This is a genomic window from Nonomuraea mesophila (assembly GCF_004352805.1).
In the GTDB taxonomy this organism is placed as follows: domain Bacteria; phylum Actinomycetota; class Actinomycetes; order Streptosporangiales; family Streptosporangiaceae; genus Nonomuraea; species Nonomuraea longispora.
Genome location: NZ_SMLD01000176.1, coordinates 1 through 18,988, shown reverse-complemented (window position 1 = coordinate 18,988; position 18,988 = coordinate 1). Strand labels below are relative to the sequence as shown.

Annotated in this window: 21 protein-coding genes; 7 read left to right on the top strand and 14 right to left on the bottom strand. The window is 72.9% G+C overall.

Annotation, left to right across the window (positions count from 1 at the left end):
- Nucleotides 1–47: 47 nt before the first annotated feature.
- Entirely contained in the window at nt 48–1,403 is a 1,356-nt protein-coding gene (locus tag E1295_RS40000) for a metallopeptidase TldD-related protein (RefSeq protein ID WP_132639182.1), read from the bottom strand.
- A gap of 62 nt (nt 1,404–1,465) precedes the next feature.
- Complete coding sequence (locus E1295_RS39995) at nt 1,466–2,959, bottom strand: TldD/PmbA family protein (RefSeq protein WP_132639176.1); 1,494 nt, start codon at nt 2,957–2,959, stop codon at nt 1,466–1,468.
- A gap of 77 nt (nt 2,960–3,036) precedes the next feature.
- Here E1295_RS39995 and E1295_RS39990 point away from each other — a divergent pair, with 77 nt between their 5' ends.
- Both E1295_RS39990 and fabI read left to right on the top strand, forming a co-directional pair.
- Nucleotides 3,037–3,732 carry a beta-ketoacyl-ACP reductase gene (locus E1295_RS39990; protein WP_132639174.1) on the top strand — a complete coding sequence of 232 codons (696 nt, stop codon included), beginning with the start codon at nt 3,037–3,039 and terminating at the stop codon, nt 3,730–3,732.
- Nucleotide 3,733: 1 nt separating this feature from the next.
- Nucleotides 3,734–4,498, top strand: a complete 765-nt coding sequence (fabI, locus tag E1295_RS39985) for an enoyl-ACP reductase FabI (RefSeq protein ID WP_132639172.1) — start codon at nt 3,734–3,736, stop codon at nt 4,496–4,498.
- A gap of 183 nt (nt 4,499–4,681) precedes the next feature.
- Here the strand turns inward: fabI and E1295_RS39980 are convergent, their stop codons facing one another.
- Together E1295_RS39980 and E1295_RS39975 are read right to left on the bottom strand one after the other, a co-directional pair.
- The gene (locus tag E1295_RS39980; RefSeq protein WP_132639170.1) at nt 4,682–5,509 is read right to left on the bottom strand and encodes a hypothetical protein; all 828 of its coding nucleotides are present in this window, start codon (nt 5,507–5,509) and stop codon (nt 4,682–4,684) included.
- A 127-nt stretch (nt 5,510–5,636) separates the two neighbouring features.
- Nucleotides 5,637–6,584, bottom strand: coding sequence for an aldo/keto reductase (locus tag E1295_RS39975; protein ID WP_132639168.1), 948 nt, complete (start codon nt 6,582–6,584; stop codon nt 5,637–5,639).
- Between the two features lie 170 nt (nt 6,585–6,754).
- On the opposite strand from E1295_RS39975, the gene E1295_RS39970 reads away from it, so the two are divergent.
- Genes E1295_RS39970 through mshC form a run of 5 tightly spaced genes read left to right on the top strand, consistent with a single transcriptional unit; the run spans nt 6,755 to nt 10,691 of the window.
- Nucleotides 6,755–7,441: an MSMEG_4193 family putative phosphomutase gene (locus E1295_RS39970; RefSeq protein ID WP_132639180.1), complete on the top strand. Its 687-nt coding sequence runs from the start codon at nt 6,755–6,757 to the stop codon at nt 7,439–7,441.
- Between the two features lie 9 nt (nt 7,442–7,450).
- The gene (locus tag E1295_RS39965) at nt 7,451–7,999 is read left to right on the top strand and encodes a DUF3090 domain-containing protein (RefSeq protein ID WP_132639165.1); all 549 of its coding nucleotides are present in this window, start codon (nt 7,451–7,453) and stop codon (nt 7,997–7,999) included.
- Nucleotides 7,996–8,757, top strand: a complete 762-nt coding sequence (locus tag E1295_RS39960; RefSeq protein WP_132639163.1) for an SCO1664 family protein — start codon at nt 7,996–7,998, stop codon at nt 8,755–8,757. The genes E1295_RS39965 and E1295_RS39960 overlap by 4 nt, the downstream gene beginning before the upstream one ends.
- A 49-nt stretch (nt 8,758–8,806) precedes the next feature.
- Nucleotides 8,807–9,457 (top strand): NRDE family protein, encoded by a 651-nt coding sequence (locus E1295_RS39955; protein WP_132639161.1) that lies wholly within the window; start codon nt 8,807–8,809, stop codon nt 9,455–9,457.
- A 10-nt stretch (nt 9,458–9,467) separates the two neighbouring features.
- The gene (mshC, locus tag E1295_RS39950) at nt 9,468–10,691 is read left to right on the top strand and encodes a cysteine--1-D-myo-inosityl 2-amino-2-deoxy-alpha-D-glucopyranoside ligase (RefSeq protein WP_132639159.1); all 1,224 of its coding nucleotides are present in this window, start codon (nt 9,468–9,470) and stop codon (nt 10,689–10,691) included.
- A 104-nt stretch (nt 10,692–10,795) separates the two neighbouring features.
- On the opposite strand, the gene E1295_RS50420 is transcribed toward mshC, so the two are convergent.
- From E1295_RS50420 to E1295_RS39900, 10 genes are all read right to left on the bottom strand, one after another.
- Nucleotides 10,796–11,014, bottom strand: coding sequence for a hypothetical protein (locus tag E1295_RS50420; protein ID WP_220449123.1), 219 nt, complete (start codon nt 11,012–11,014; stop codon nt 10,796–10,798).
- A 42-nt stretch (nt 11,015–11,056) separates the two neighbouring features.
- Nucleotides 11,057–11,257, bottom strand: coding sequence for a hypothetical protein (locus tag E1295_RS50415; RefSeq protein WP_220449122.1), 201 nt, complete (start codon nt 11,255–11,257; stop codon nt 11,057–11,059).
- Nucleotides 11,258–11,385: 128 nt separating this feature from the next.
- Nucleotides 11,386–11,925 carry a cysteine hydrolase family protein gene (locus tag E1295_RS39935; protein WP_132639157.1) on the bottom strand — a complete coding sequence of 180 codons (540 nt, stop codon included), beginning with the start codon at nt 11,923–11,925 and terminating at the stop codon, nt 11,386–11,388.
- Nucleotides 11,926–11,927: 2 nt separating this feature from the next.
- Nucleotides 11,928–12,890: a UDP-glucuronic acid decarboxylase family protein gene (locus E1295_RS39930; protein WP_132639155.1), complete on the bottom strand. Its 963-nt coding sequence runs from the start codon at nt 12,888–12,890 to the stop codon at nt 11,928–11,930.
- Entirely contained in the window at nt 12,887–13,774 is an 888-nt protein-coding gene (locus tag E1295_RS39925) for a glycosyltransferase family 9 protein (RefSeq protein ID WP_132639153.1), read from the bottom strand. The genes E1295_RS39930 and E1295_RS39925 overlap by 4 nt, the downstream gene beginning before the upstream one ends.
- Nucleotides 13,765–14,439: an SDR family oxidoreductase gene (locus tag E1295_RS39920; protein WP_132639150.1), complete on the bottom strand. Its 675-nt coding sequence runs from the start codon at nt 14,437–14,439 to the stop codon at nt 13,765–13,767. Before E1295_RS39920 ends, E1295_RS39925 begins: the two co-directional genes overlap by 10 nt.
- Nucleotides 14,436–15,770, bottom strand: a complete 1,335-nt coding sequence (locus E1295_RS39915; RefSeq protein WP_132639148.1) for a PfkB family carbohydrate kinase — start codon at nt 15,768–15,770, stop codon at nt 14,436–14,438. Before E1295_RS39915 ends, E1295_RS39920 begins: the two co-directional genes overlap by 4 nt.
- On the bottom strand, nt 15,767–16,315 hold the full coding sequence (locus E1295_RS39910; RefSeq protein ID WP_132639146.1) for a D-sedoheptulose-7-phosphate isomerase: 549 nt from the start codon (nt 16,313–16,315) through the stop codon (nt 15,767–15,769). Before E1295_RS39910 ends, E1295_RS39915 begins: the two co-directional genes overlap by 4 nt.
- A 2-nt stretch (nt 16,316–16,317) precedes the next feature.
- The gene (locus E1295_RS39905) at nt 16,318–17,529 is read right to left on the bottom strand and encodes a glycosyltransferase (protein ID WP_132639144.1); all 1,212 of its coding nucleotides are present in this window, start codon (nt 17,527–17,529) and stop codon (nt 16,318–16,320) included.
- Nucleotides 17,526–18,560, bottom strand: a complete 1,035-nt coding sequence (locus E1295_RS39900) for a glycosyltransferase family 9 protein (RefSeq protein WP_220449124.1) — start codon at nt 18,558–18,560, stop codon at nt 17,526–17,528. Before E1295_RS39900 ends, E1295_RS39905 begins: the two co-directional genes overlap by 4 nt.
- Between the last annotated feature and the right edge of the window lie 428 nt (nt 18,561–18,988).

Here is an 18,988-nt window from a genome sequence, read left to right as displayed (position 1 = left end):
GGCACGGGCGGCGCGGGCGGACGGGCGGCATGGGTGCGCCCGGGGGATCAGCTTGCCTGGCTCACCGTGGACATGTTGAAGTCGGGCACCCGCACCGGCGGCATGACCGTGCGCTGGAAGTAGTCGCCCCACTCCCTCGGCAGCGTGCGTTCGCCGGCTCCCACTTCCGCCAGCCGCCCCAGCAGGTCGACCGGGCTCTCGTTGAAGCGGAAGTTGTTCACCTCGCCCACGATCTCGCCGTGCTCGACGAGGTAGACGCCGTCCCGGGTCAGCCCGGTCAGCAGCAGTGTCTGCGGGTCGACCTCGCGGATGTACCACAAGCACGTGACCAGCAGCCCCCGCCTGGTGGAGGCGACCATCTCGTCCAGTGACCTGCCGTCGCCGGGGCCCGACATGATCAGGTTGTCGATGCCCGGCGTCACCGGGAGCCCGCTCAGCTCCGCCGAGTAGCGGGTCTGCAGCAGCGCGCCGAGGCGGCCGTCGGTGATCCAGCCGGTCGGCCCCAGGGGCAGCCCGTTGTCGAAGACCGAGCTGTCCCTGTCGGAGGCGTGGGCCATCAGGAACGGCGCGCACTCGATGCCCGCGGCCCCCGGGTCGCTCGACAGCGAGACGGGCAGCGTGGCCAGCTGCTCGCCCACCCGGGTGCCCCCGCCGGGCTTGGCGAACACCGAACGCCCGTCGAGCGCGTCGCGGGCGCCCGACGACCAGAACATGTAGATCATGAGGTCGGCCACCGCGCTCGGCGGCAGCAGCGTCTCGTAGCGGCCGGCGGGCAGGTCGACCCGCGTCTTGGCCCACTCCAGCCGCCGGGCCAGGGAGGACCCGAGCGCCGCCACGTCGACGTCGGTGAAGTCGGGCGTGGACACGCCGGTCCACGTGGAGCGCTTCATGTCGGCCGACTTGGCGTTGAGCTCGAGCCGACCGGCCGGCTGGTCGTGGCGCAGCCGCAGGCCCGTGGAGGAGCCGAGGAACGTCGTGTTCAGCGAGTGTTCCGCGAACCCGTACAGCTTGCCTGCGCCCGCCTCCGCGGCGGCGAACGCGTCGCCGAGCGCGGGCGCCAGCTCCCCGAACACCCCGATGTCGGTCGGGCGCACCGGCTCGCTCCAGCCGGGCGACGCGGGGATGCCCGCCACGAGGCCGCGGGCGTCGTCGGCGGGCCGGGCGTCACGTGCGGCCGCGTCGGCCGCGGCCACCACGTCGGCGAGCTGGTCCTCGCGTACGGCCGATCGCGACACCACCCCGACGCCCTGCCCCGCGATCGAGATCACGGTCAGCCGCGAGGAGCGGGCGACGCCGTTCGTGGTCAGCGTGTTGCCCGCGAACCGCAGGTTGGCCGTGGACCCTTCGTCCACCAGCACCACGCAGCCGTCGTTGCGGGAGAGCTCCAGGGCCCTGTCCACCATGTCCTGAGGGGAGACGGGGCTCCCCACGGAGCCGCGCCCGCCGGTCCGTTCGCCGCGCTCGTTCACTTGCCGCCCTCCTGCACCGTGTTGAGGATCCGTACGCCCCGGAAGAGCGCCGACGGGCAGCCGTGGCTGACCGGCGCGACCTGCCCCGGCTGGCCCTTGCCGCAGTTGAACGCGCCGCCCAGCACGTAGGTCTGCGGCCCGCCCACGGCCTCCATCGACTGCCAGAAGTCGGTCGTCGTCGCCTGGTAGGCGAAGTCCCTGACCTGCCCGGCCAGCTTCCCGTTCGAGATTCTGTACGCCCGCTGCCCCGTGAACTGGAAGTTGTAGCGCTGCATGTCGATCGACCAGCTCTTGTCGCCGACGATGTAAAGGCCCCGCTCGACGCCCGCGATGAGCTCGTCGGTCGAGGGCCCGCCGGGGGCCGGAACCAGCGACACGTTGGCCATGCGCTGGATCGGCATGTGGCCGGGCGAGTCGGCGAACGCGCAGCCGTTGGACCGCCCGAACCCCTTCATCAGTGCCATCCGCCGGTCGAGCTGGTAGCCGACCAGGATGCCGTCGCGCACGATGTCGAAGCTCTGCCCCTGTACGCCCTCGTCGTCGTAACCGATCGTGGCCAGGCCGTGCGTGACCGTGCGGTCGCCGGTGACATTCATCAGCGGTGAGCCGTAGACCAGCTCGCCCAGCTGGTCGAACGTGGCGAAGCTGGTGCCGGCGTAGGCCGCCTCGTAGCCGAGCGCCCGGTCGAGCTCGGTGGCGTGGCCGATCGACTCGTGGATCGTCAGCCACAGGTTGGACGGGTCGATCACCAGGTCGTAGTCCTCGGCCTCGACCGAGGGCGCGGCCAGCTTCTCCGCGAGCAGTTCGGGCAGCCGGTCCAGCTCGCCCTGCCAGTCCCAGTGGGCGCCCGTCAGGTATTCGTAGCCCCTGCCGGCCGGCGGCGCGAGGGTCGACATGTCGTCGAACCCTTGCTCGGCGCCCTTCATCGCGTTGAGCCTGGGGTGGATCCGCACCCGCTGCTGCGTGGTGGCCGTGCCGGTCGTGTCGGCGTAGAACTTCTGCTCCTTGACCTGCAGCAGCCGCGCCGAGACGTGGTCGGTCCCCTTGAGCAGCCCGGCCGACCAGTCGGCCAGCAGGCCCACCTTGTCGGCCGAGGGCACCTCGAACGGGTCGACGTCGTACGCCGACACCCACACCGTGTCGGCGTGCACCGGCTCCGGCGCCAGCTCGATGGGCTCCCTGTTGAGGGGGGCGCTCACCTCCGCCACCCGCACCGCCTGCTCGGCCACCACCGCGGCGGCCTCAGGGGTCAGGTGGATGCCGGCGGCGAACCCCCATGTGCCACCCTTGACGACGCGTACGGCGTAGCCCAGGTCGTCGGCGTCCATGGCGCCTTCGAGCCGGGCGTCGTAGAGGCTCAGCGTCTCGGCCCTGACGCGTTCGAGCCGGAAGTCGGCGTGCTCGGCGCCGAGGTCGCGAGCGCGTTGCAGGGCGGCGTCCGCGAGCTGCCGCAACGGCAGCTCCAGGAAATCGGGATCGATCTGGCGCATGTCCACGATCCTAACCCTGCGATCTTGTGTCTCCCGGACAAGCGCATACCCGCCGGTAGGAGATAGCGTCAGGTGTCATGGCACGCTCTGTACTCGTCACCGGGGGCAACCGCGGCATAGGCCTCGCGATCGCCCGTGAACTCTCCGCGGCGGGCGACGCCGTCGCCGTCACCTACCGATCGGGGGAGCCGCCCGAGGGCCTGTTCGGCGTGCGCTGCGACGTCACCAGCATGGCCGACGTCGAGGCCGCCTTCGACAAGGTGGAGGCCGAGCACGGCCCGGTCGAGGTCGTCGTCTCCAACGCGGGCATCACCAAGGACACGTTGCTGGCGATGATGAAGGAGGACACCTTCACCGACGTCATCGACGCCAACCTCACCGGCGCCTACCGCGTCGCCAAGCGGGCCATCCGGCCCATGATGCGGCTCAAGCGCGGCAGGATCGTCCTCATCTCCTCGGTCATCGGCCTGACCGGCCAGGCCGGGCAGGCCAACTACGCCGCCTCCAAGGCCGGCCTCATCGGCTTCGCCCGTTCCCTGGCCCGCGAATACGGTTCGCGCAACATCACGGTCAACGTCGTCTCGCCCGGCTTCGTCGCCACCGACATGACGGCCGATCTCGACCAGGAGCAGATCGTGGCGCGCATCCCGCTCGGGCGCCAGGCCACTCCCGAGGAGGTCGCGCGCGTGGTGCGCTTCGTCGCCGGCGACGACGCCTCCTACATCACCGGGGCCGTGATCCCCGTCGACGGCGGACTTGGAATGGGGCACTGACATGGGCATTCTCGAAGGCAAGCGCATCCTGGTGACGGGCGTGCTCACCGATGCCTCGATCGCGTTCAACGTGGCGAAGCTGGCCCAGGAGGAGGGCGCCACGGTGGTGCTCACCGGGTTCGGCCGGCTGAGCCTGGTCGAGCGCATCGCCAAGCGCCTGCCGTCGCCGGCCCCCGTGCTGGAGCTCGACGTCCAGAACACCGAGCACCTCGACACGCTCGCCGACCGGGTCGGGGAGCAGGTCGACGGTCTCGACGGCGTGGTGCACTCGATCGCCTTCGCCCCGCAGAGCGCCCTGGGCGGCAACTTCCTCAACACCCCGTGGGACGACGTCGCGACCGCTGTTCAGGTGTCGACATACTCGTACAAGTCGCTGGCGGTCGCCTGCCTGCCGCTCATGAAGGAGGGCGGCTCCCTCGTCGGCCTCGACTTCGACGCCTCCAAGGCGTGGCCGGTCTACGACTGGATGGGCGTGGCCAAGGCGGGCCTGGAGTCCTGCAACCGCTACCTCGCCCGCGACCTGGGCAAGCACAACATCCGCGTCAACCTGGTGGCGGCCGGTCCGCTGCGTACGATGGCGGCCAAGTCGATCCCCGGCTTCAAGGAGTTCGAGGACAGCTGGCCGGAGAAGGCCCCGCTGGGCTGGGACCTGTCCGACACGAGCCCGGCGGCCAGGGCCTGCGTCGCCCTCATGTCCGACTGGTTCCCGGCGACCACGGGCGAGATCGTCCACGTGGACGGCGGCGTCCACGCCATCGGCGGCTGACGCCTGCGCCCGGCCCGCTACGCCGGGCCGTTGAAACGCTTCTCCGTCGCCACCGGCGGTGCGCCCGGCCTCGGATCGGCTGAGGCTGCCGTCGGGTGCTCCGGCGCAGGCGGCGGCCGTGCCCGGGTGTCCGGCCGGTCGCCCCTGCCGTCCGGTGACCGGCCGGCGGTCAGGCCAGGCGGGTCAGGCCGTGCGGTGGCGGCCGTTGCCGGCGCGGGCCGGCTCGAAGGGGATCGACTCGGCGGGCTCGGTGCGGCTGCGGCGCTGCTGCACGATGCGGGCGGCGAGCACCGCCGATCCCAGCAGGGCGATGGTCAGCGCCGTGCCGAGCACGTCGGAGGTGGGCGGGCTGGGGCGTACGACCCGCTGCTGCTGCATCGGCACGGACAGCTCGTGCGCAAACGGGTTGGGCCACAGCAGGTCGACCCGCGGCTCCTCCGGGTCGGCGCGCTTCTTGTCGGCCAGCGGCCGGCGGGTGTCCATGAGCTGCGGCCGGCTCTCGGGCCTGTGCCTCTTCGACGTGCCCGGCACCGCCGTGGAGTCCTTCTGGCCCGCGCGCGGCCGCGCCGGGCGCCTGGCGGAGGGCGTGGGCTGCGGCGAAAGGGGGCCGTAGACCTCGCCGTCGGCGCAGGCCGGGCCTTCCTGGCAGATGCCCTCGGGAGACTCCCGCTCCTCCTGCTCGCCCCTGGGCGACGGCGACGGGGACGGCTCGGCTGTCCTGGTGTTCTTGGGCCTGGCGGTGGGTACGGCCCTGCCCACCCTGCCGAGCACCTCGTCGGTGGTCTTGTCGAGGCCGTCGGTCACCTTGCCGGTGACCCCGCCCGTCAGCGTGTCGACCGTGCCGGTCACCGCGCCCACGACGTCGCACAGCGTGTTGGTCACCCCCGAGAGCAGGCCGCCGCCCCGCGTGCAGTCCTGCGTGGTGGCCGCCGCCGCGGCCGGTGCCGCCACCGGAACGGCCCCCAGCGCCACCGCGAGAACTCCCGCCGAGATCGCGGTCCTGCTCCCCATCCGTCCCCTCCTGCGTTGCCTCAGGGGGAAATCCTGGTGGACATCACCGGTGGGACGCAGGCGTTTGGAGGGTAAAGTTGCGATTCGGTATCGACTAGTGATACACGAGAGAGTCTCTCGTTCCCGGTCAGTCGAGTGACGACACGTCATCGAGGGCCTCTCGGATCTCTATGGGCAGCACCACGTCTTCGGCGGGCAGGATGCCCTTGAGCTGCGCGTGTGTGCGCGCTCCGACGATGGCCGAGGCGACGCCCGGCTGGTCGCGCACCCAGGACAGCGCCACCGCCAGGGGCGAGACGCCGAGCCCGTCGGCGGCGGTCATGACCGATTCGACCACGCGCCGGCTGCGCTCGTCGAGGTAGGGGCGGACGAAGTCGGCGAAGTGGGGGGTGGCGGCGCGCGAGTCGCCGGGGACGCCGGTGCGGTATTTGCCCGTCAGCACCCCCCGGCCCAGCGGGGACCAGGCCAGCACGCCCACGCCGAGGCTGGTGGCGGCGGGCAGCAGCTCGCGCTCGGGCTGGCGGGCCAGCAGGGAGTATTCGGCCTGCGCGGAGGTGATCGGGATGCGGCCGGGGACCGTTCTCTGGGTGACCGCGGCGGCGGCCAGTTGCCAGCCGGCGTAGTCGCAGACGCCGGCGTAGACGGCCCGGCCGGAGGAGACGATCGCGTCGAGCGCGGCCAGCGTCTCCTCCAGCGGCACCTCCGCGTCGTAGGTGTGCAGCTGCCACAGGTCGACGTAGTCGAGCCCGAGCCGGTTGAGCGAGTCGTCGACGGCGGCGATCAGGTGGCGCCTGGAGGCGTCGCGGGGGCGCCGGCCCGTGGGGGTGACCACGGCCTTGGTGGAGATCACCAGCTCGGAGCGGGGCACGGAGTCGCGCAGCATGCGCCCCAGCAGCCGCTCGGAGTCACCGCCGGTGTAGACGTCGGCCGTGTCGACGAGGTTGCCGCCCGCGTCGAGGAACGTGCGGAGCTGGGCGGCCGCCTCGTCCGTGTCGGTGTCGCGCCCCCAGGTCATCGTGCCGAGCCCCAGCCTGGACACCGACAGCCCGCTGTGGCCGACATAGCGCTGCTCCATGATCCCGCCAGATTACCAACAACGAACCCGCGCAGCAGGCTGCCGCTCCGCTGTTGTCGGAGGTCAGGGCCGTAGGGTGGCGCGCTGTGCGCAAGCCGGGCCAGAAGCCGGGCGGCCGGCCGCGTTCGGGCGGATCGACCGTGGTGATCGACGCCTGCGACACTGGCAGGGTGACCACGTTGCTTCTCGCCCGGCACGGGCTGACGGATCTCACGGGGCCGGTGCTGGCCGGCCGTACCCCTGGAGTGCATCTGAGCGAGGCGGGCAGGGCGCAGGCCGCGGCGCTCGCCGGGCGCATCGCGGGCGTCGAGCTCGACGCGATCGTCTCCAGCCCGCTCGAACGATGCCGTGAGACGGCCCAGGCGGTCGCCGACGGGCGCGCGGCGGAGGTGGAGATCGACGAGCGGTTCATCGAGTGCGGGTACGGCGAGTGGACGGGGCGGCCGCTGAAGGAGCTGGCCGGCGAGCGGTTGTGGCAGGTGGTGCAGGCGCATCCGAGCGCGGTGACGTTCCCCGGCGGCGAGGCGCTGACGGCGATGCAGCATCGCGCGGTCGCCGCGGTCAGGGAGTGGAACGAGCGGGTCGGGGAGAAGGGTGTCTACCTGGTCTGCAGCCACGGCGACGTGATCAAGGCGATCGTCGCGGACGCTCTGGGCCTCCACCTCGATCATTTTCAGCGGATAACTGCCGATCCTGCGGCGGTCACGGTCATTCGCTATGCGCCCCTGCGTCCCTTTGTTCTCAGGCTTAACGATATGGGGGAATTGAGGCTGCCCGAGGATTCGGAGGAGAAAGACGGGGGAGAAAACATCACCGGGAGCGATGCTGCCGTCGGCGGCGGACCCGGAACCACGTAAGGTCAGGCTATGCCGGTCTTCGACTACGACCCACCAGAGAGGTTCGTCGCCGGTGCCTTGGGGCAGCCGGGCGCACGGGTCTTTTTTCTGCAGGCCAGGGCCGAGGGCAGACTGACCACGGTGGCGCTGGAGAAGTTGCAGGTCGCGGCGCTGGCGGGCAGGCTCGACGAACTGCTCGACGAGGTGTTGCGCCTCAGCGGGGGCACCGCGCACGTGCCCGCGCTGGCCCCCGCCGACCTGGCCGACGACGCCCCCCTGGACGTGCCGGTCGCGGAGGACTTCCGCGTGGGGACCATGGCGCTCGCCTGGGACTCCGAGAGATCGCAGGTGGTGATCGAGGCGCAGGAAGCCGTCGACGAGGACGACCTCGACGGGCCCGATCCGGCGGTGTTGCGCGTGCGCATCAGTGCCGGGGCCGCCCGGGCCTTCACTCAGCGGGCGCTTCAGATCGTCGCGGCCGGCCGCCCGCCGTGTCCCCTGTGCGGCCAGCCACTCGACGCCGCCGGCCATGTGTGCGTCCGTCTCAACGGCTACCGCGGGGGTGAGGCGGCTTCATGACCGCTCCTGAGAGCGAACCGGCCGTCAAGTCGCCCCAGCCGCCCCTGCACGAGGAGGAGGCGCACACGCTGCTGCGCGACGGGAGTCTGGAGGTGGCCGGCCGCCTGGTCGAGGCGACCAACATGACGCTCTACTGCTCGGTCAAGCTGGGCTCCCGCTCGGCGGCCTGCGTCTACAAGCCCGTACGCGGCGAGCGCCCGCTGTGGGACTTCCCCGACGGCACCCTGGCCGCCCGTGAGGTGGCCGCCTACGAGGTGTCGCAGGCGACCGGCTGGCGCGTCGTGCCGCCCACCGTCTACCGCGACGGTCCCTTCGGGCCCGGCATGTGCCAGCTCTGGATCGACACCGAGCGCGAGATCGATCTCATGCGGCTGGTCAGGAGCCGCAATCCGGTCGTGCGCCGGATGGCGGTGTTCGACGCCGTGGTCAACAACGCCGACCGCAAGGGTGGTCACCTGCTGCCGCTGCCCACCGGCCACGTCTACGGCGTCGACCACGGGGTCTGCTTCTCCGTCGAGGACAAACTGCGCACGGTGTTGTGGCAGTGGCGCGGCAAGCCGCTGGCCCGCGAGGCGGTGGCGGTGCTGGCCAAGCTGGAGCGCGACCTCGAGTCCGGCTCGCTCGGGCGCAAGCTGCGCGAGCTGCTCACCCCGGCGGAGGTGGAGGCGACCTGGCAGCGGGTCAGGCGGCTGCTCGACACCGGCGTGCACCCCTACCCGCCTGAGGGCTGGCCCGCCATCCCCTGGCCGCCGATCTGACCGCCCCCCGGGCGGACCGCGCCTTGGGCCGTTTATTACCCTTTGCCCCATGTGCACGCTGATCGTGAGAACCGGGCGGCCGCTGACGCTCATGGGTGTGAGAGACGAGTTCGCCGACCGCCCATGGGAGGGCCCGGGGGAGCACTGGCCCGAATACCCGGGCGTGATCGGCGGGCGCGACCTCAAGGCCGGAGGCACCTGGCTGGCCGTCAATCCGCCGGCCCGCCGCGCCGCCGCACTGCTGAACGGCCACGGCCGGGCCGCCCGGGAGACCACGAGGATCTCCCGGGGCGACCTGGCGCTGCGGGCCGCGTACGACGGGGACTTCCCCGGCGCCGACCTGACCCGCTACGACCCCTTCCACCTGGTGCTGGCGGACCTGTCGCGGGTGCGGCTGTGCAGCTGGGACGGCGAGCGGCGCACCGAGACCGAGCTGCCCGAGGGCACCGGCATGGTGGTCAACTCGGGCCTGGACCCGGGCAACGAACGGGTGCGGGAGCACCTGCCCAGATTCAAGGAGACGACCGGCTGGCGCGAGCTGGCCCTGGCGGAGCCGTCCTCCGACCCGGCCGCGCTCATCGTCCGGCACCAACTGCCCGACGGGCGCGTCTTCGCCTCGCTGTCGGTGATGGAGGTCGCGATCGCGCCCGGCGGCGTGACGTACGAGTTCACCGACCTGACCGCAGATCGGGACGGATAGGCTCGAAGACATGCGATCGTGGTCTGCCCCGAACATCCCCAAGCTCCCTGGTGAGAGCGTCCCGCTGCGTCTCCACGACACCTCCGCGAAGCAGGTCAGGCAGACCGATCCGGGGCCGACCGCCAGGATGTACGTCTGCGGCATCACCCCCTACGACGCCACCCACCTCGGCCACGCCAACACCTACCTCGCCTTCGACCTCGTGGGCCGGTTGTGGCGCGACGCGGGCCACGAGGTGCACTACACACAGAACGCGACCGACGTGGACGATCCGCTGCTGGAGCGCGCCACACAGACCGGCGTCCCCTGGCGCGACCTGGCCGAGCGCGAGATCGAGTTGTTCCGCGGCGACATGGAGGCACTGCGGATCGTGCCGCCCCGCGAATATGTCGGCGTGACCGAGGTCGTCGGCGAGGTGGCCGGCCTGATCTTGAGGCTCGGCGCCAGAGGCGTCACCTACGTCCTCGACGGCGACGTCTACTTCAGCGTGGCCGACGCGCCCAAGTTCGGGCAGGTCTCCGGCTACGACGAGCAGGAGATGCTGGACTTGTTCGCCGAGCGCGGAGGCGACCCCGACCGGCCGGGCAAGCGGCACCCGCTCGACTGGCTGCTGTGGCGCGCCGAGCGGCCCGGCGAGCCCGCCTGGGACTCGCCGCTGGGCAGAGGGCGGCCCGGCTGGCACATCGAGTGCACGGCGATCTCCCTCGGTAACCTGGGCGCCGGCTACGACGTGGCCGGCGGCGGCTCCGACCTGATCTTCCCGCACCACGAGTGCGGGGCCTCCGAGGGCCACGCGGCCACGGAGGAGTGGCCGTTCGCCAAGTTCTACACCCACGCCGGCATGGTGGCGCTCGACGGCGAGAAGATGTCGAAGTCGAAGGGCAACCTGGTGTTCGTCTCCAGGCTGCGCGAGCGGCACGACCCGATGGCGGTGCGGCTCGTGCTGCTGGCTCACCACTACCGCGCCGACTGGGAGTACGTGCCCGAGCTGATGGCCGAGGCCGAGCGGCGGCTGAAGCTGTGGCGCTCGGCCACGGCGCTGCCGTCGGGGCCGCGCGCGGGGGAGTTGCTGGCCACGGTGCGCGAGCGCCTGGCCGACGACCTCGACGCGCCGGGCGCGCTGGCCGCCGTCGACGCCTGGGCCACCGAGGCGCTGGCCGCCGACGGCCCGGACCCCGGCGCGCCGGGCCTGGTCAAGGACCTGGTGGACGCCCTGCTCGGCGTCGAGCTCTGACCGGCCGCGGCCATCCGGCACAACCGTACGGACATACCGCTGCCCTGCGGTGACGTATCAGCGGCTGCGCCACCGCGATGGCCGGGTTGCGGGTATTCCGAGCGTCAGGCCGGCGCCGGACCGGCCGGTGCCGCCGGGTGCCCTGGGTCGTCGCGGTGGAAGATCGCCAGGAGGGCGAACCAGACCAGGACCATGATTCCGGCCGGGCGCAGGAACTCCTCGGCGAGCAGGGTGCCGACGAAGGAGCAGCCGGCGAGCCGGACGCCGGTGATGACGCCGACCACGCGCACCGGCCAGAAACGGCTGACCAGGGAACCGGCCACGATCCAGACGCCGGCGAGGACGTGTCCGCCGAGCCGGACCGCTCACGCCGTGTCGTGCTCGACCGCGTTGATCATCAGGATGCCGGCGAGTACGTCGAGCGTCACCCAGCCGTAGCCTGCGGCCTTGGCCCAGGGCGCCGCCTCCAGGCGCGAGACCAGGAAGAGGATCGGGGTGGAGGTCGCGCTGTGCCCGGAAGGCAGACACGTGATCGACGCGACGTTGCCGACGCTGGAGACGGCCACCCGGCGTCACCTGCTGGACCGGCTCGGCCCGGACGACGCCAAGACGCTCAAGGCCCTCGTCGATCGCCTCCTGCCCGGGGAAGGGCGCGGCTGAGGCCAAGCCGGCGCGGGGGCCAGGAGGAGGCCGGCTAGGTGAGGCAGCCCCTGGACGGGGTGACCTCGGCCGACATGTTGCGCTCCATCATGCGCAGCGCCGCCAGCCCGAGGTCACGGTGGATCGCCGCCACACAGTCCGGCGGCACCATGATCGAATAGTGCCGGATGTACGCGTCCAGCGCGCTGTACAGGATGCACTGCTCGGTCACCTGGCCCGTCAGCAGCACCGTGTCCGTCCCCCGCTGCCCGAGCAGATATTCCAGCGGCGTGCCGAAGAACGCGCTGTGGCGCACCTTCGGCAGGAACGAGCAGTCCTCCGGGGGCACGAGGGGCTCCACCAGATCCGGCCGGCGACCGCCGAGCGCCCGCCTCACCAGGTCGTCCCTGGTCGCGGTGAAGTCGCCGTAGTTGTCGTTGACGTAGATCAGGTCCACGTCGTCGCTCTCCCGTGCCCGGCCGATGAGCTCGGCCAGCCGGGGTACGACCGGTTCGACGGCACGCTCCAGCAACTCGGCGTCGGCGTGCTCGTACGGATTGAGCATGTCGACGACGACCATCGCGGTCCTCGCCATGATCAGACCTGGAGCTGTTCGAGGTGTTCCACCGAGGCCAGCTCGGCGGTGAACCACGCGATCGTGCGCCGCAGCCCCTCGGCCGCCGGCACCTGCGCCCGCCAGCCCAGCCGCTCGGCCGCCAGCGACGTGTCGGGCCGCCTGACCTTGGGATCGTCGGCGGGCCGGTCGATGAAGACGATCTCCGACGACGACCCGGTCAGCTCCTTGATCATCGTGGCCAGCTCCAGCATGGTCAGCTCGTCCGGGTTGCCGATGTTGACCGGGCCGCCGAAGTCGCTGCGGGCCATCGCGAGGATGCCGGACACGGTGTCGTCGACGTAGCAGACCGAGCGCGTCTGCGAGCCGTCCCCGGTGATCGTGATCGGCTCGCCCTTCAGCGCCTGCCTGATGAACGTCGGGATCGCCCGGCCGTCGAACGGGCGCATGCGCGGCCCGTAGGTGTTGAAGATGCGCACGATCCCCGTGTCGGTGCCGCGCGAGTGGCGGTAGGCGGTGGTCAGCGACTCGGCGAAGCGCTTGGCCTCGTCGTAGACGCTGCGCGGGCCGACCGGGTTCACGTTGCCCCAGTACGTCTCGCGCTGCGGATGTTCCAGCGGGTCGCCGTACACCTCGCTGGTGGAGGCCAGGACGAACCTGGCGCTCTTCTCCCTGGCCAGCCCGAGCGCGTGCAGGGTGCCGGCGCTGCCCACCCGCAGGGTCTCGATCGGGTAGCGCAGGTAGTCGGCCGGCGAGGCGGCGGAGGCGAAGTGTAGCACGAGGTCCAGCCGGTCGGGTACGTGCACGTACCCGGTCAGGTCGCACTCGATCAGCCGGAACTCCGGCCGGTCCATCAGGTGCTCGACGTTGCGCGGCCCGCCGGTCAGGAAGCTGTCCATGCAGACCACCTCCGCACCCTCGTCCAGCAGCCGTTCGCACAGGTAGGAGCCGAGGAAGCCGGCGCCCCCGGTGACCAGAGCCCTCATGACGTGACCTCCAAGGCAGCGTCGACGACTTCGGAAACTTCGATCTTCAGCAGGCCGGGATCCGGCCGTTCGCCGTGCGGATCCCCGTTCCGCCCGGCCCACAACGCGATGTGACGCCAGCCGGGCGGCGGCCCCCACAGGGCGGGGGAGACCGGCCCGAACAGCACCACCGACGGGACGCAGAACGCCGTCGCGAGGTGCGCGACCCCGGTGTCGCCGCAGACCACCAGCCGGGACCTGCTCACCAGGTCGACCAGGTCGGTCATGGTGGTCCGCCCGGCCAGCACCCGCTCGGGCGGCAGGCCCGCCAGCTCGGCGACCCTCCTCGCCAGCGGCGTCTCCTCGGCGTTCCCCGTGACGACCACGTCGTCCAGCGCGGCGGCGACCTGCGCGAAACGTTCGGGAGGCCAGCGCCGGGCGGGACGGGCGGCGCCCGGATGCACGATCGCGGGCCCCGTACGGTCGGAGACGCCGAGCGTCAGGTCGGCGGGGTCGGCCTCGATGCCGTGCCACTCCAGCAGCCCGCACCAGCGCCGCACCTCGTGCACACCCTCCGGGTACGGCGGGCCGGTGCCGAAGCTGATCAGCCGGCCGGGATCGGTGTCCCGCAGCGCCTCGATGCTCTGCGGGCCCTTGCCGTGCAGGTTCACCGCGATGTCGGGACGCCCGAACGGCACCTCCTCCATGGGGATCGGCCCGGGACCCGACACGTCCACCTGGTCGTCCACCGCCCCGGTCAGCGGCGGCAGGGCGTCCAGCGCCCGCGGCGCCGCCAGCGTGATCCGGTGCCGGGGAAAGGCCTGACGCAGCGCCCGCAGCGCGGGCACGGCCGTGAGCAGGTCGCCCAGGCCGAGCCCGCGCAGCACCAGGAGGTCTAGGGCCATGACGTCTCCGTGGAGGGGCAGACGACGAGCTCTCTCACCTCGCATCCGGCCGGCTGCCGCAGCGCGAACACGATGGACTGGGCGACGTGGGCCGGATCGTTCAGCCCGGCCTCCGGGCCCGGCTTGTACTGCTCGGGACGGCCGTCGAAGAAACCCGTACGCATGCCGCCGGGGATCAGCAGGGTCACCCCCACCTCGCCGCGCAGCTCGGTCGCCAGCGCCCTGGTGAAGCCGACCACGCCGAACTTCGACGCCGAGTACGCCGAGGCGTCGCTCAGCGGCCGCAGGCCCAGCGTCGACGCGCAGGTGACGACCGTGCCGCGGGTGTGCTTGAGGTACGGCAGCGCCGCCCGTACGACGGAGGCCGTGCCGAGCAGGTTCACCCGGATCACCCGCTCCCAGTCGTCGGCGGGCACGTCCTCCAGGCGGCCGCACGCGTCGATGCCGGCGGCCGTCACCACGCCGTCCAGGCCGCCCGCGCGCTCGGCCAGCTCGCGTACGGCGCGCTCGGCCTCCCCGCGGTCGGCCAGGTCGGCCGTGACATGTTCGAAACGCTGGTCGGGCGCCCGGACGTCGACGGCCAGCGCCCGCCAGCCCTCCTTCTCCACGGCCTCGGCGGTGGCCAGCCCGAGCCCCGAGGCTCCCCCGGTGATGAGAATGTTCACTGGATCTCCTTGATCAGGTTGGTGGTCGAACGTCCCGGCAGGGTGCTCAGCACGACGGTCTCCGCGCCGAGCCTGCCGAGGACCTCGGATTCGGGCAGGACCTCCCCCTCGTAGTCGCCGCCCTTGACCCACACGTCGGGCCGCAGCCGCTCGATGGCGGCCGCCGGGGTGTCCTCGTCGAACACCAGTACGGCGTCCACGCAGCTGAGCGCCCTGAGCACCTCGACCCGGTCGCGCGCGTCCACGACGGGCCTCGGCGGGCCCTTCAGCCGGCGTACCGAGTCGTCGGAGTTGACGCAGACGACGAGCGCGTCGCCGAGGGCCCTGGCCCGCCGCAGCAGGCTCACGTGGCCCGCGTGCAGCAGGTCGAAGCAGCCGCCCGTGGCGATCAGCCGGCCGCCCTGCGCGCGGGTCAGCTCGGCCACCTCCAGCGCCGTGCGGGGCCGGTCGCCGAGCCGCTGCTCGCGTACCTTGACGGTGGCCGCGCCGCCGCGCTCGACGAACCGCGAGGCCTCGCCGACGCCGATCGTCACCGCGTCCTGCACGTCGGTCCCGTCACGCAGCGCGAGCGCGGCGGCGGCGGCGAACCGGTCGCCCGCCCCGCACGCGTCCTGCCCGGCGGCGCGCACCGGCGGCGGCACCGTCGTCAGCGGGCCGCCCTCGACGGCCAGCGCGGCGCCCCGCTCGCCGGTCGTGACGGCCACCGCCCTGGCCTGCATGGCGCGGACCAGGCAGCGTGCCGCCTGGTCCGGACCGTGATAGCCGTCGGGGCACAGCAGCCGCGCCTCGGCCTCGCTCGGCGTCACCAGCGTGCAGCCGGGCATGGGGCGTTCGCCGCGGGGATGCGGGTCCCACACCACCGGCACGGCGACGTCGCGCAGCAGCCCGCGGGCCATCCTCGCCACACCCCTGCCGTAGTCGGACACCAGCACCGCGCCCGCCCGCAGGATCGCCTGCGCCGCCTCCTCGCTGGGGGCGTACCTGGCGGCGCCGTCGCCGGTGTCCAGCCTGACCAGCGTCTGGCCCTTCGACCTGATCCTGGTCTTGCGCACGGTGCCGCCGCGCAGCGGCAGGCGTACCAGGTCGAGCTCCTCCGACAGCAGCCCGCACAGGCGGTGGCCGTCGGGGTCGTCGCCCATCGCGGTGATCAGCACGACGTCGGCGCCGTCGCGGGCGGCCAGCAGCGCCGCCAGCCCCGCCCCGCCGGGGCGGACCTGCTCGGCGGCCACGTCCACCACGGGGACCGGCGCGTCAGGGCAGAGCCGCTCCGCGTCGCCCTCGACGTCCACGTCCAGCAGCGAGTCGCCGATGACGACGAGCGGCCCCCTCACAGCGCCTCCTCCGCCGCGTCGCACAACAGGTGGATCAGGGCGAGGTGCACCTCCTGTACGGTGGCCGTCTCCTCGGCGGGCACCGCGACCGCCTCGTCGCACAGGAGGGCCAGCGGGTTCGGCGCGGGGCCCGTCATGGCCCAGGCGACGATCCCGCACTCCTGCGCCGCCTCGGCCGCGGCCAGCACGTTGGGACTGCGGCCGCTGGTGGACAGGCAGATCAGCACGTCGCCCGCGCGGCCGTGCGCCAGCACCTGGCGGGCGTAGACCTCCTCATGACCGAAGTCGTTCGCGATCGCCGTCAGCGCCGAGCCGTCGGCGTGCAGCGGGATCGCCGCGTACGGCCGCCGGTCGTGCCGGAACCTGCCGACCAGCTCGGCCGTCAGGTGCTGGGCCTCGGCCGCCGAGCCGCCGTTGCCGCAGGCCAGCAGCCTGCCTCCCGCGGACAGCACGCCGGCCAGCTTCCCACCCCAGGCCCGGACGGTGACCGCGTGGTCATCGACCTTCTCCAGCGTGTTCCACAGCTTCTCCAGATGAGCATCCATGATCAACCCCCCAGGGCCGCCAGATGGCCGACCTTGCCGTCGATGACCTGCGCGTACACGGCCTCCGTGCGTTCGGCCACGCGGGCCCAGCCGTACCTCTCACGGACCCTGCGCGCTCCCGCCGCGCCCAGCTCCGCCCGCCTGGCCGGGTCGCCGAGCACCTCGCACAGCACCCTGGACAGGGCGCGCGGGCGGCGCGGCGGCACCAGCACGCCCGCGCCCGCGACCGTGTCCAGGTGTCCGCCGACCGCCGAGGCCACGACGGGCACGCCGCACGCCATGGCCTCCACCGGCACCATGCCGAACGGCTCGTACCACGGCACCGTCACCACGACGTCGGCCGAGCGCATCAGCGCCGGCACGTGACTGCGCGGCACGCCGCCGATCACGTGCACGCGGCGCTCCAGCCCGTACGCCGCGGCCAGCTCCCGCAGCCGGCCCGCCTCCGCGTCGTCCTCGCCGCCGCCCGCGATCACCAGTTCGGCGCCCGGCACCCCGCGCATCGCCCTGACGACCGTGTCGACGCCCTTGCGCGGCACCATCCTGCCGATGCTCAGCACCAGACCGCCCTCGGTGCGCGGCGCCACCGGCCCCTCGGGGCAGAACGCGGTCAGGTCGACCCCGCACGGCACGACCGCGACCCGCTGCTCGGGCACGCCCATCGCGCGCAGCTCGTGCACCTCGTCGGTGCAGGTCGCCAGCACGGCGTCGGCCCGCCTGGCGATCTCGCGCTCGGTGGCGATCCGGTGCGCCGGGCTGGTGTCCGCCTCGCCCTGCCAGCGCCGCTTGACGGTGCCGAGCGCGTGGAACGTCTGCACCACCGGCACGCCCGCCCCCGTCCCCTGTACCGCCTGTCCGGCCGCCTGGAGGGCCGCCTGGCCGCTCATCCAGAAGTGCGCGTGCGCGATGTCCGGCGCGCGAACCGCCCAGCGGCCGGCCAGCCGCTCGGTGAACTCCGGCATGTACGGGGGAAGCTCGTCCTTCGGGACCGGCGCCGCCGGGCCGGCCGGGACGTACTCGACCGTGACACCCGGCGCCATCGTCACCGAGGCGGGCTGCGAGCCGCAGGTGCGCCGGGTGTGGACGGTCACCGTGTGCCCGCGCTGCGCCAGCGCCACGGCCAGCGCGGCGACGTACACGTTCTGGCCTCCCGCGTCGACGCCGCCGACCGCGGCCAGCGGGTCCGCGTGCTCGGAGATGAGATCCACCTTCACTGCGTCAGCTCCCTCACTGCCTTGACCACCTGCTCGCTGGTCACCTGGGACAGGCATGGGTGCCCGGCGACCGGGCAGGCGCGTGCCCTGCTGCCCCGGCAGGGGGCCTGCTGGTCGCCGAGCAACACCGTGGGCACGCCGTACGGAGCCCACCGGGCCGCGGGGACGACGGGGGCGAACAGGCTCACGACCGGAGTGCCGACGGCCGCGGCCAGGTGCGCGGGGCCGGTGTTGCCGGCCACGAGCACGCCGGCGTGCTCGATCAGGGCGGCCAGTTCGGCGAGCGTGGTCCTCCCGCCCAGGTCGATGGCGACGTCGCCGGCCACGTGGGCGGTGAGATCACGTTCTGTGCCGGTCACGACGACCTGGTGCCCGTCCTCGGCCAGCTCCAGCACCGCCTGCCGGTGCAGGCCGGCGGGCCAGGTGCGGGCGGGGGCCGAGGTCCCGGGATGGACCACGACGTACGTGCGTGTGTCAGCCCCGGACGAGTTCCCCAGCAGACCGGAAATATCCGGCAATGGCCGTTGAACAGCGAGTTTCCCGTCATCGTCCGGCGGCAGCACGAACCCGGCCGCCGCGGCGACGGCCAGCATGCGCTCCGCCTCCGGCACGTCGAGGCTCTCGTCCACCACGTGCCTGACGTCCAGCAGCGAGCCGGGATAGTCGTTGCTGATGGCGGTGATCCGGCGTACGCCCGCCAGCCTCAGCAGCAGCGCCAGCGGCAGTGCCGACTGGTGGAACGACGTCAGCACGACCGCCTCGTCCACGCCGCGCAGGCGGCCTACGAGGCCCGCGACGTCGTTCCTGCTGACGGGCGGCGGCGTGTGGTCGATCCACGGGGCGTGCCACTCGATCACCCGGTCCACGCCGGGCAGCAGCTCGGCGGCGGCCCTGCCGTTCGGGCCCGCCAGGAAGACCACCTCGGCGGCCAGCGTCCGCACGGCCCTGACGGCGGGCCCGGCCAGCAGCACGTCACCGGCGTCGTCCAGGCGTGCCACGAGCACCCGCCCGCGCCCCGCGCCGCCCGCCACCGGCCGCTCCTGCTCGGCAGGGTCCTGCCCGGCCCTGTCCTGCCCGGCCCTGTCCTGCCCGGCGTCCTGGTGACCCCTGCCCGGCGCGGATCCGTCGTGTCCTGACCGCCTGGTTCCGCCCCGCTCTGCGCGCCGGCCCGGGCTCGTGCGATCTCCGGCGCGCCGGCCGCCGCCGGGCCTGCCGGTGTAGGCGGGCGCGCGGGCAGGCACGCCCGGCGTCCGGCACGGGTGCGGGCCGCACGCCTCGGTTTCCGCCCAGCGAGCGCTCATCGCCGCGCCCTCCATTCCCCTCGCAGCCGGTGCGCGCAGGCGACCGGCGGGATCACCACGCTGGTGACGACCATCCGCAGCACCTCGGCCGGGGTACGCGGCCCCGGCGCGATCCTGCGCCACGCGAACTCCGCGGTCAGCGCCCCCCAGGCGAGCGC

Bases quoted from the DNA above. Each gene is read 5' to 3' on its own strand.
- E1295_RS40000 (WP_132639182.1), bottom strand. From the start codon at position 1,403: ATGGTGGACAGGGCCCTGGAGCTCTCCCGCAACGACGGCTGCGTGGTG.
- E1295_RS39995 (WP_132639176.1), bottom strand. From the start codon at position 2,959: ATGCGCCAGATCGATCCCGATTTCCTGGAGCTGCCGTTGCGGCAGCTC.
- E1295_RS39990 (WP_132639174.1), top strand. From the start codon at position 3,037: ATGGCACGCTCTGTACTCGTCACCGGGGGCAACCGCGGCATAGGCCTC.
- fabI (WP_132639172.1), top strand. From the start codon at position 3,734: ATGGGCATTCTCGAAGGCAAGCGCATCCTGGTGACGGGCGTGCTCACC.
- E1295_RS39980 (WP_132639170.1), bottom strand. From the start codon at position 5,509: ATGGGGAGCAGGACCGCGATCTCGGCGGGAGTTCTCGCGGTGGCGCTG.
- E1295_RS39975 (WP_132639168.1), bottom strand. From the start codon at position 6,584: ATGGAGCAGCGCTATGTCGGCCACAGCGGGCTGTCGGTGTCCAGGCTG.
- E1295_RS39965 (WP_132639165.1), top strand. From the start codon at position 7,451: ATGCCGGTCTTCGACTACGACCCACCAGAGAGGTTCGTCGCCGGTGCC.
- E1295_RS39960 (WP_132639163.1), top strand. From the start codon at position 7,996: ATGACCGCTCCTGAGAGCGAACCGGCCGTCAAGTCGCCCCAGCCGCCC.
- E1295_RS39955 (WP_132639161.1), top strand. From the start codon at position 8,807: ATGTGCACGCTGATCGTGAGAACCGGGCGGCCGCTGACGCTCATGGGT.
- mshC (WP_132639159.1), top strand. From the start codon at position 9,468: ATGCGATCGTGGTCTGCCCCGAACATCCCCAAGCTCCCTGGTGAGAGC.
- E1295_RS39935 (WP_132639157.1), bottom strand. From the start codon at position 11,925: ATGGCGAGGACCGCGATGGTCGTCGTCGACATGCTCAATCCGTACGAG.
- E1295_RS39930 (WP_132639155.1), bottom strand. From the start codon at position 12,890: ATGAGGGCTCTGGTCACCGGGGGCGCCGGCTTCCTCGGCTCCTACCTG.
- E1295_RS39925 (WP_132639153.1), bottom strand. From the start codon at position 13,774: ATGGCCCTAGACCTCCTGGTGCTGCGCGGGCTCGGCCTGGGCGACCTG.
- E1295_RS39910 (WP_132639146.1), bottom strand. From the start codon at position 16,315: ATGGATGCTCATCTGGAGAAGCTGTGGAACACGCTGGAGAAGGTCGAT.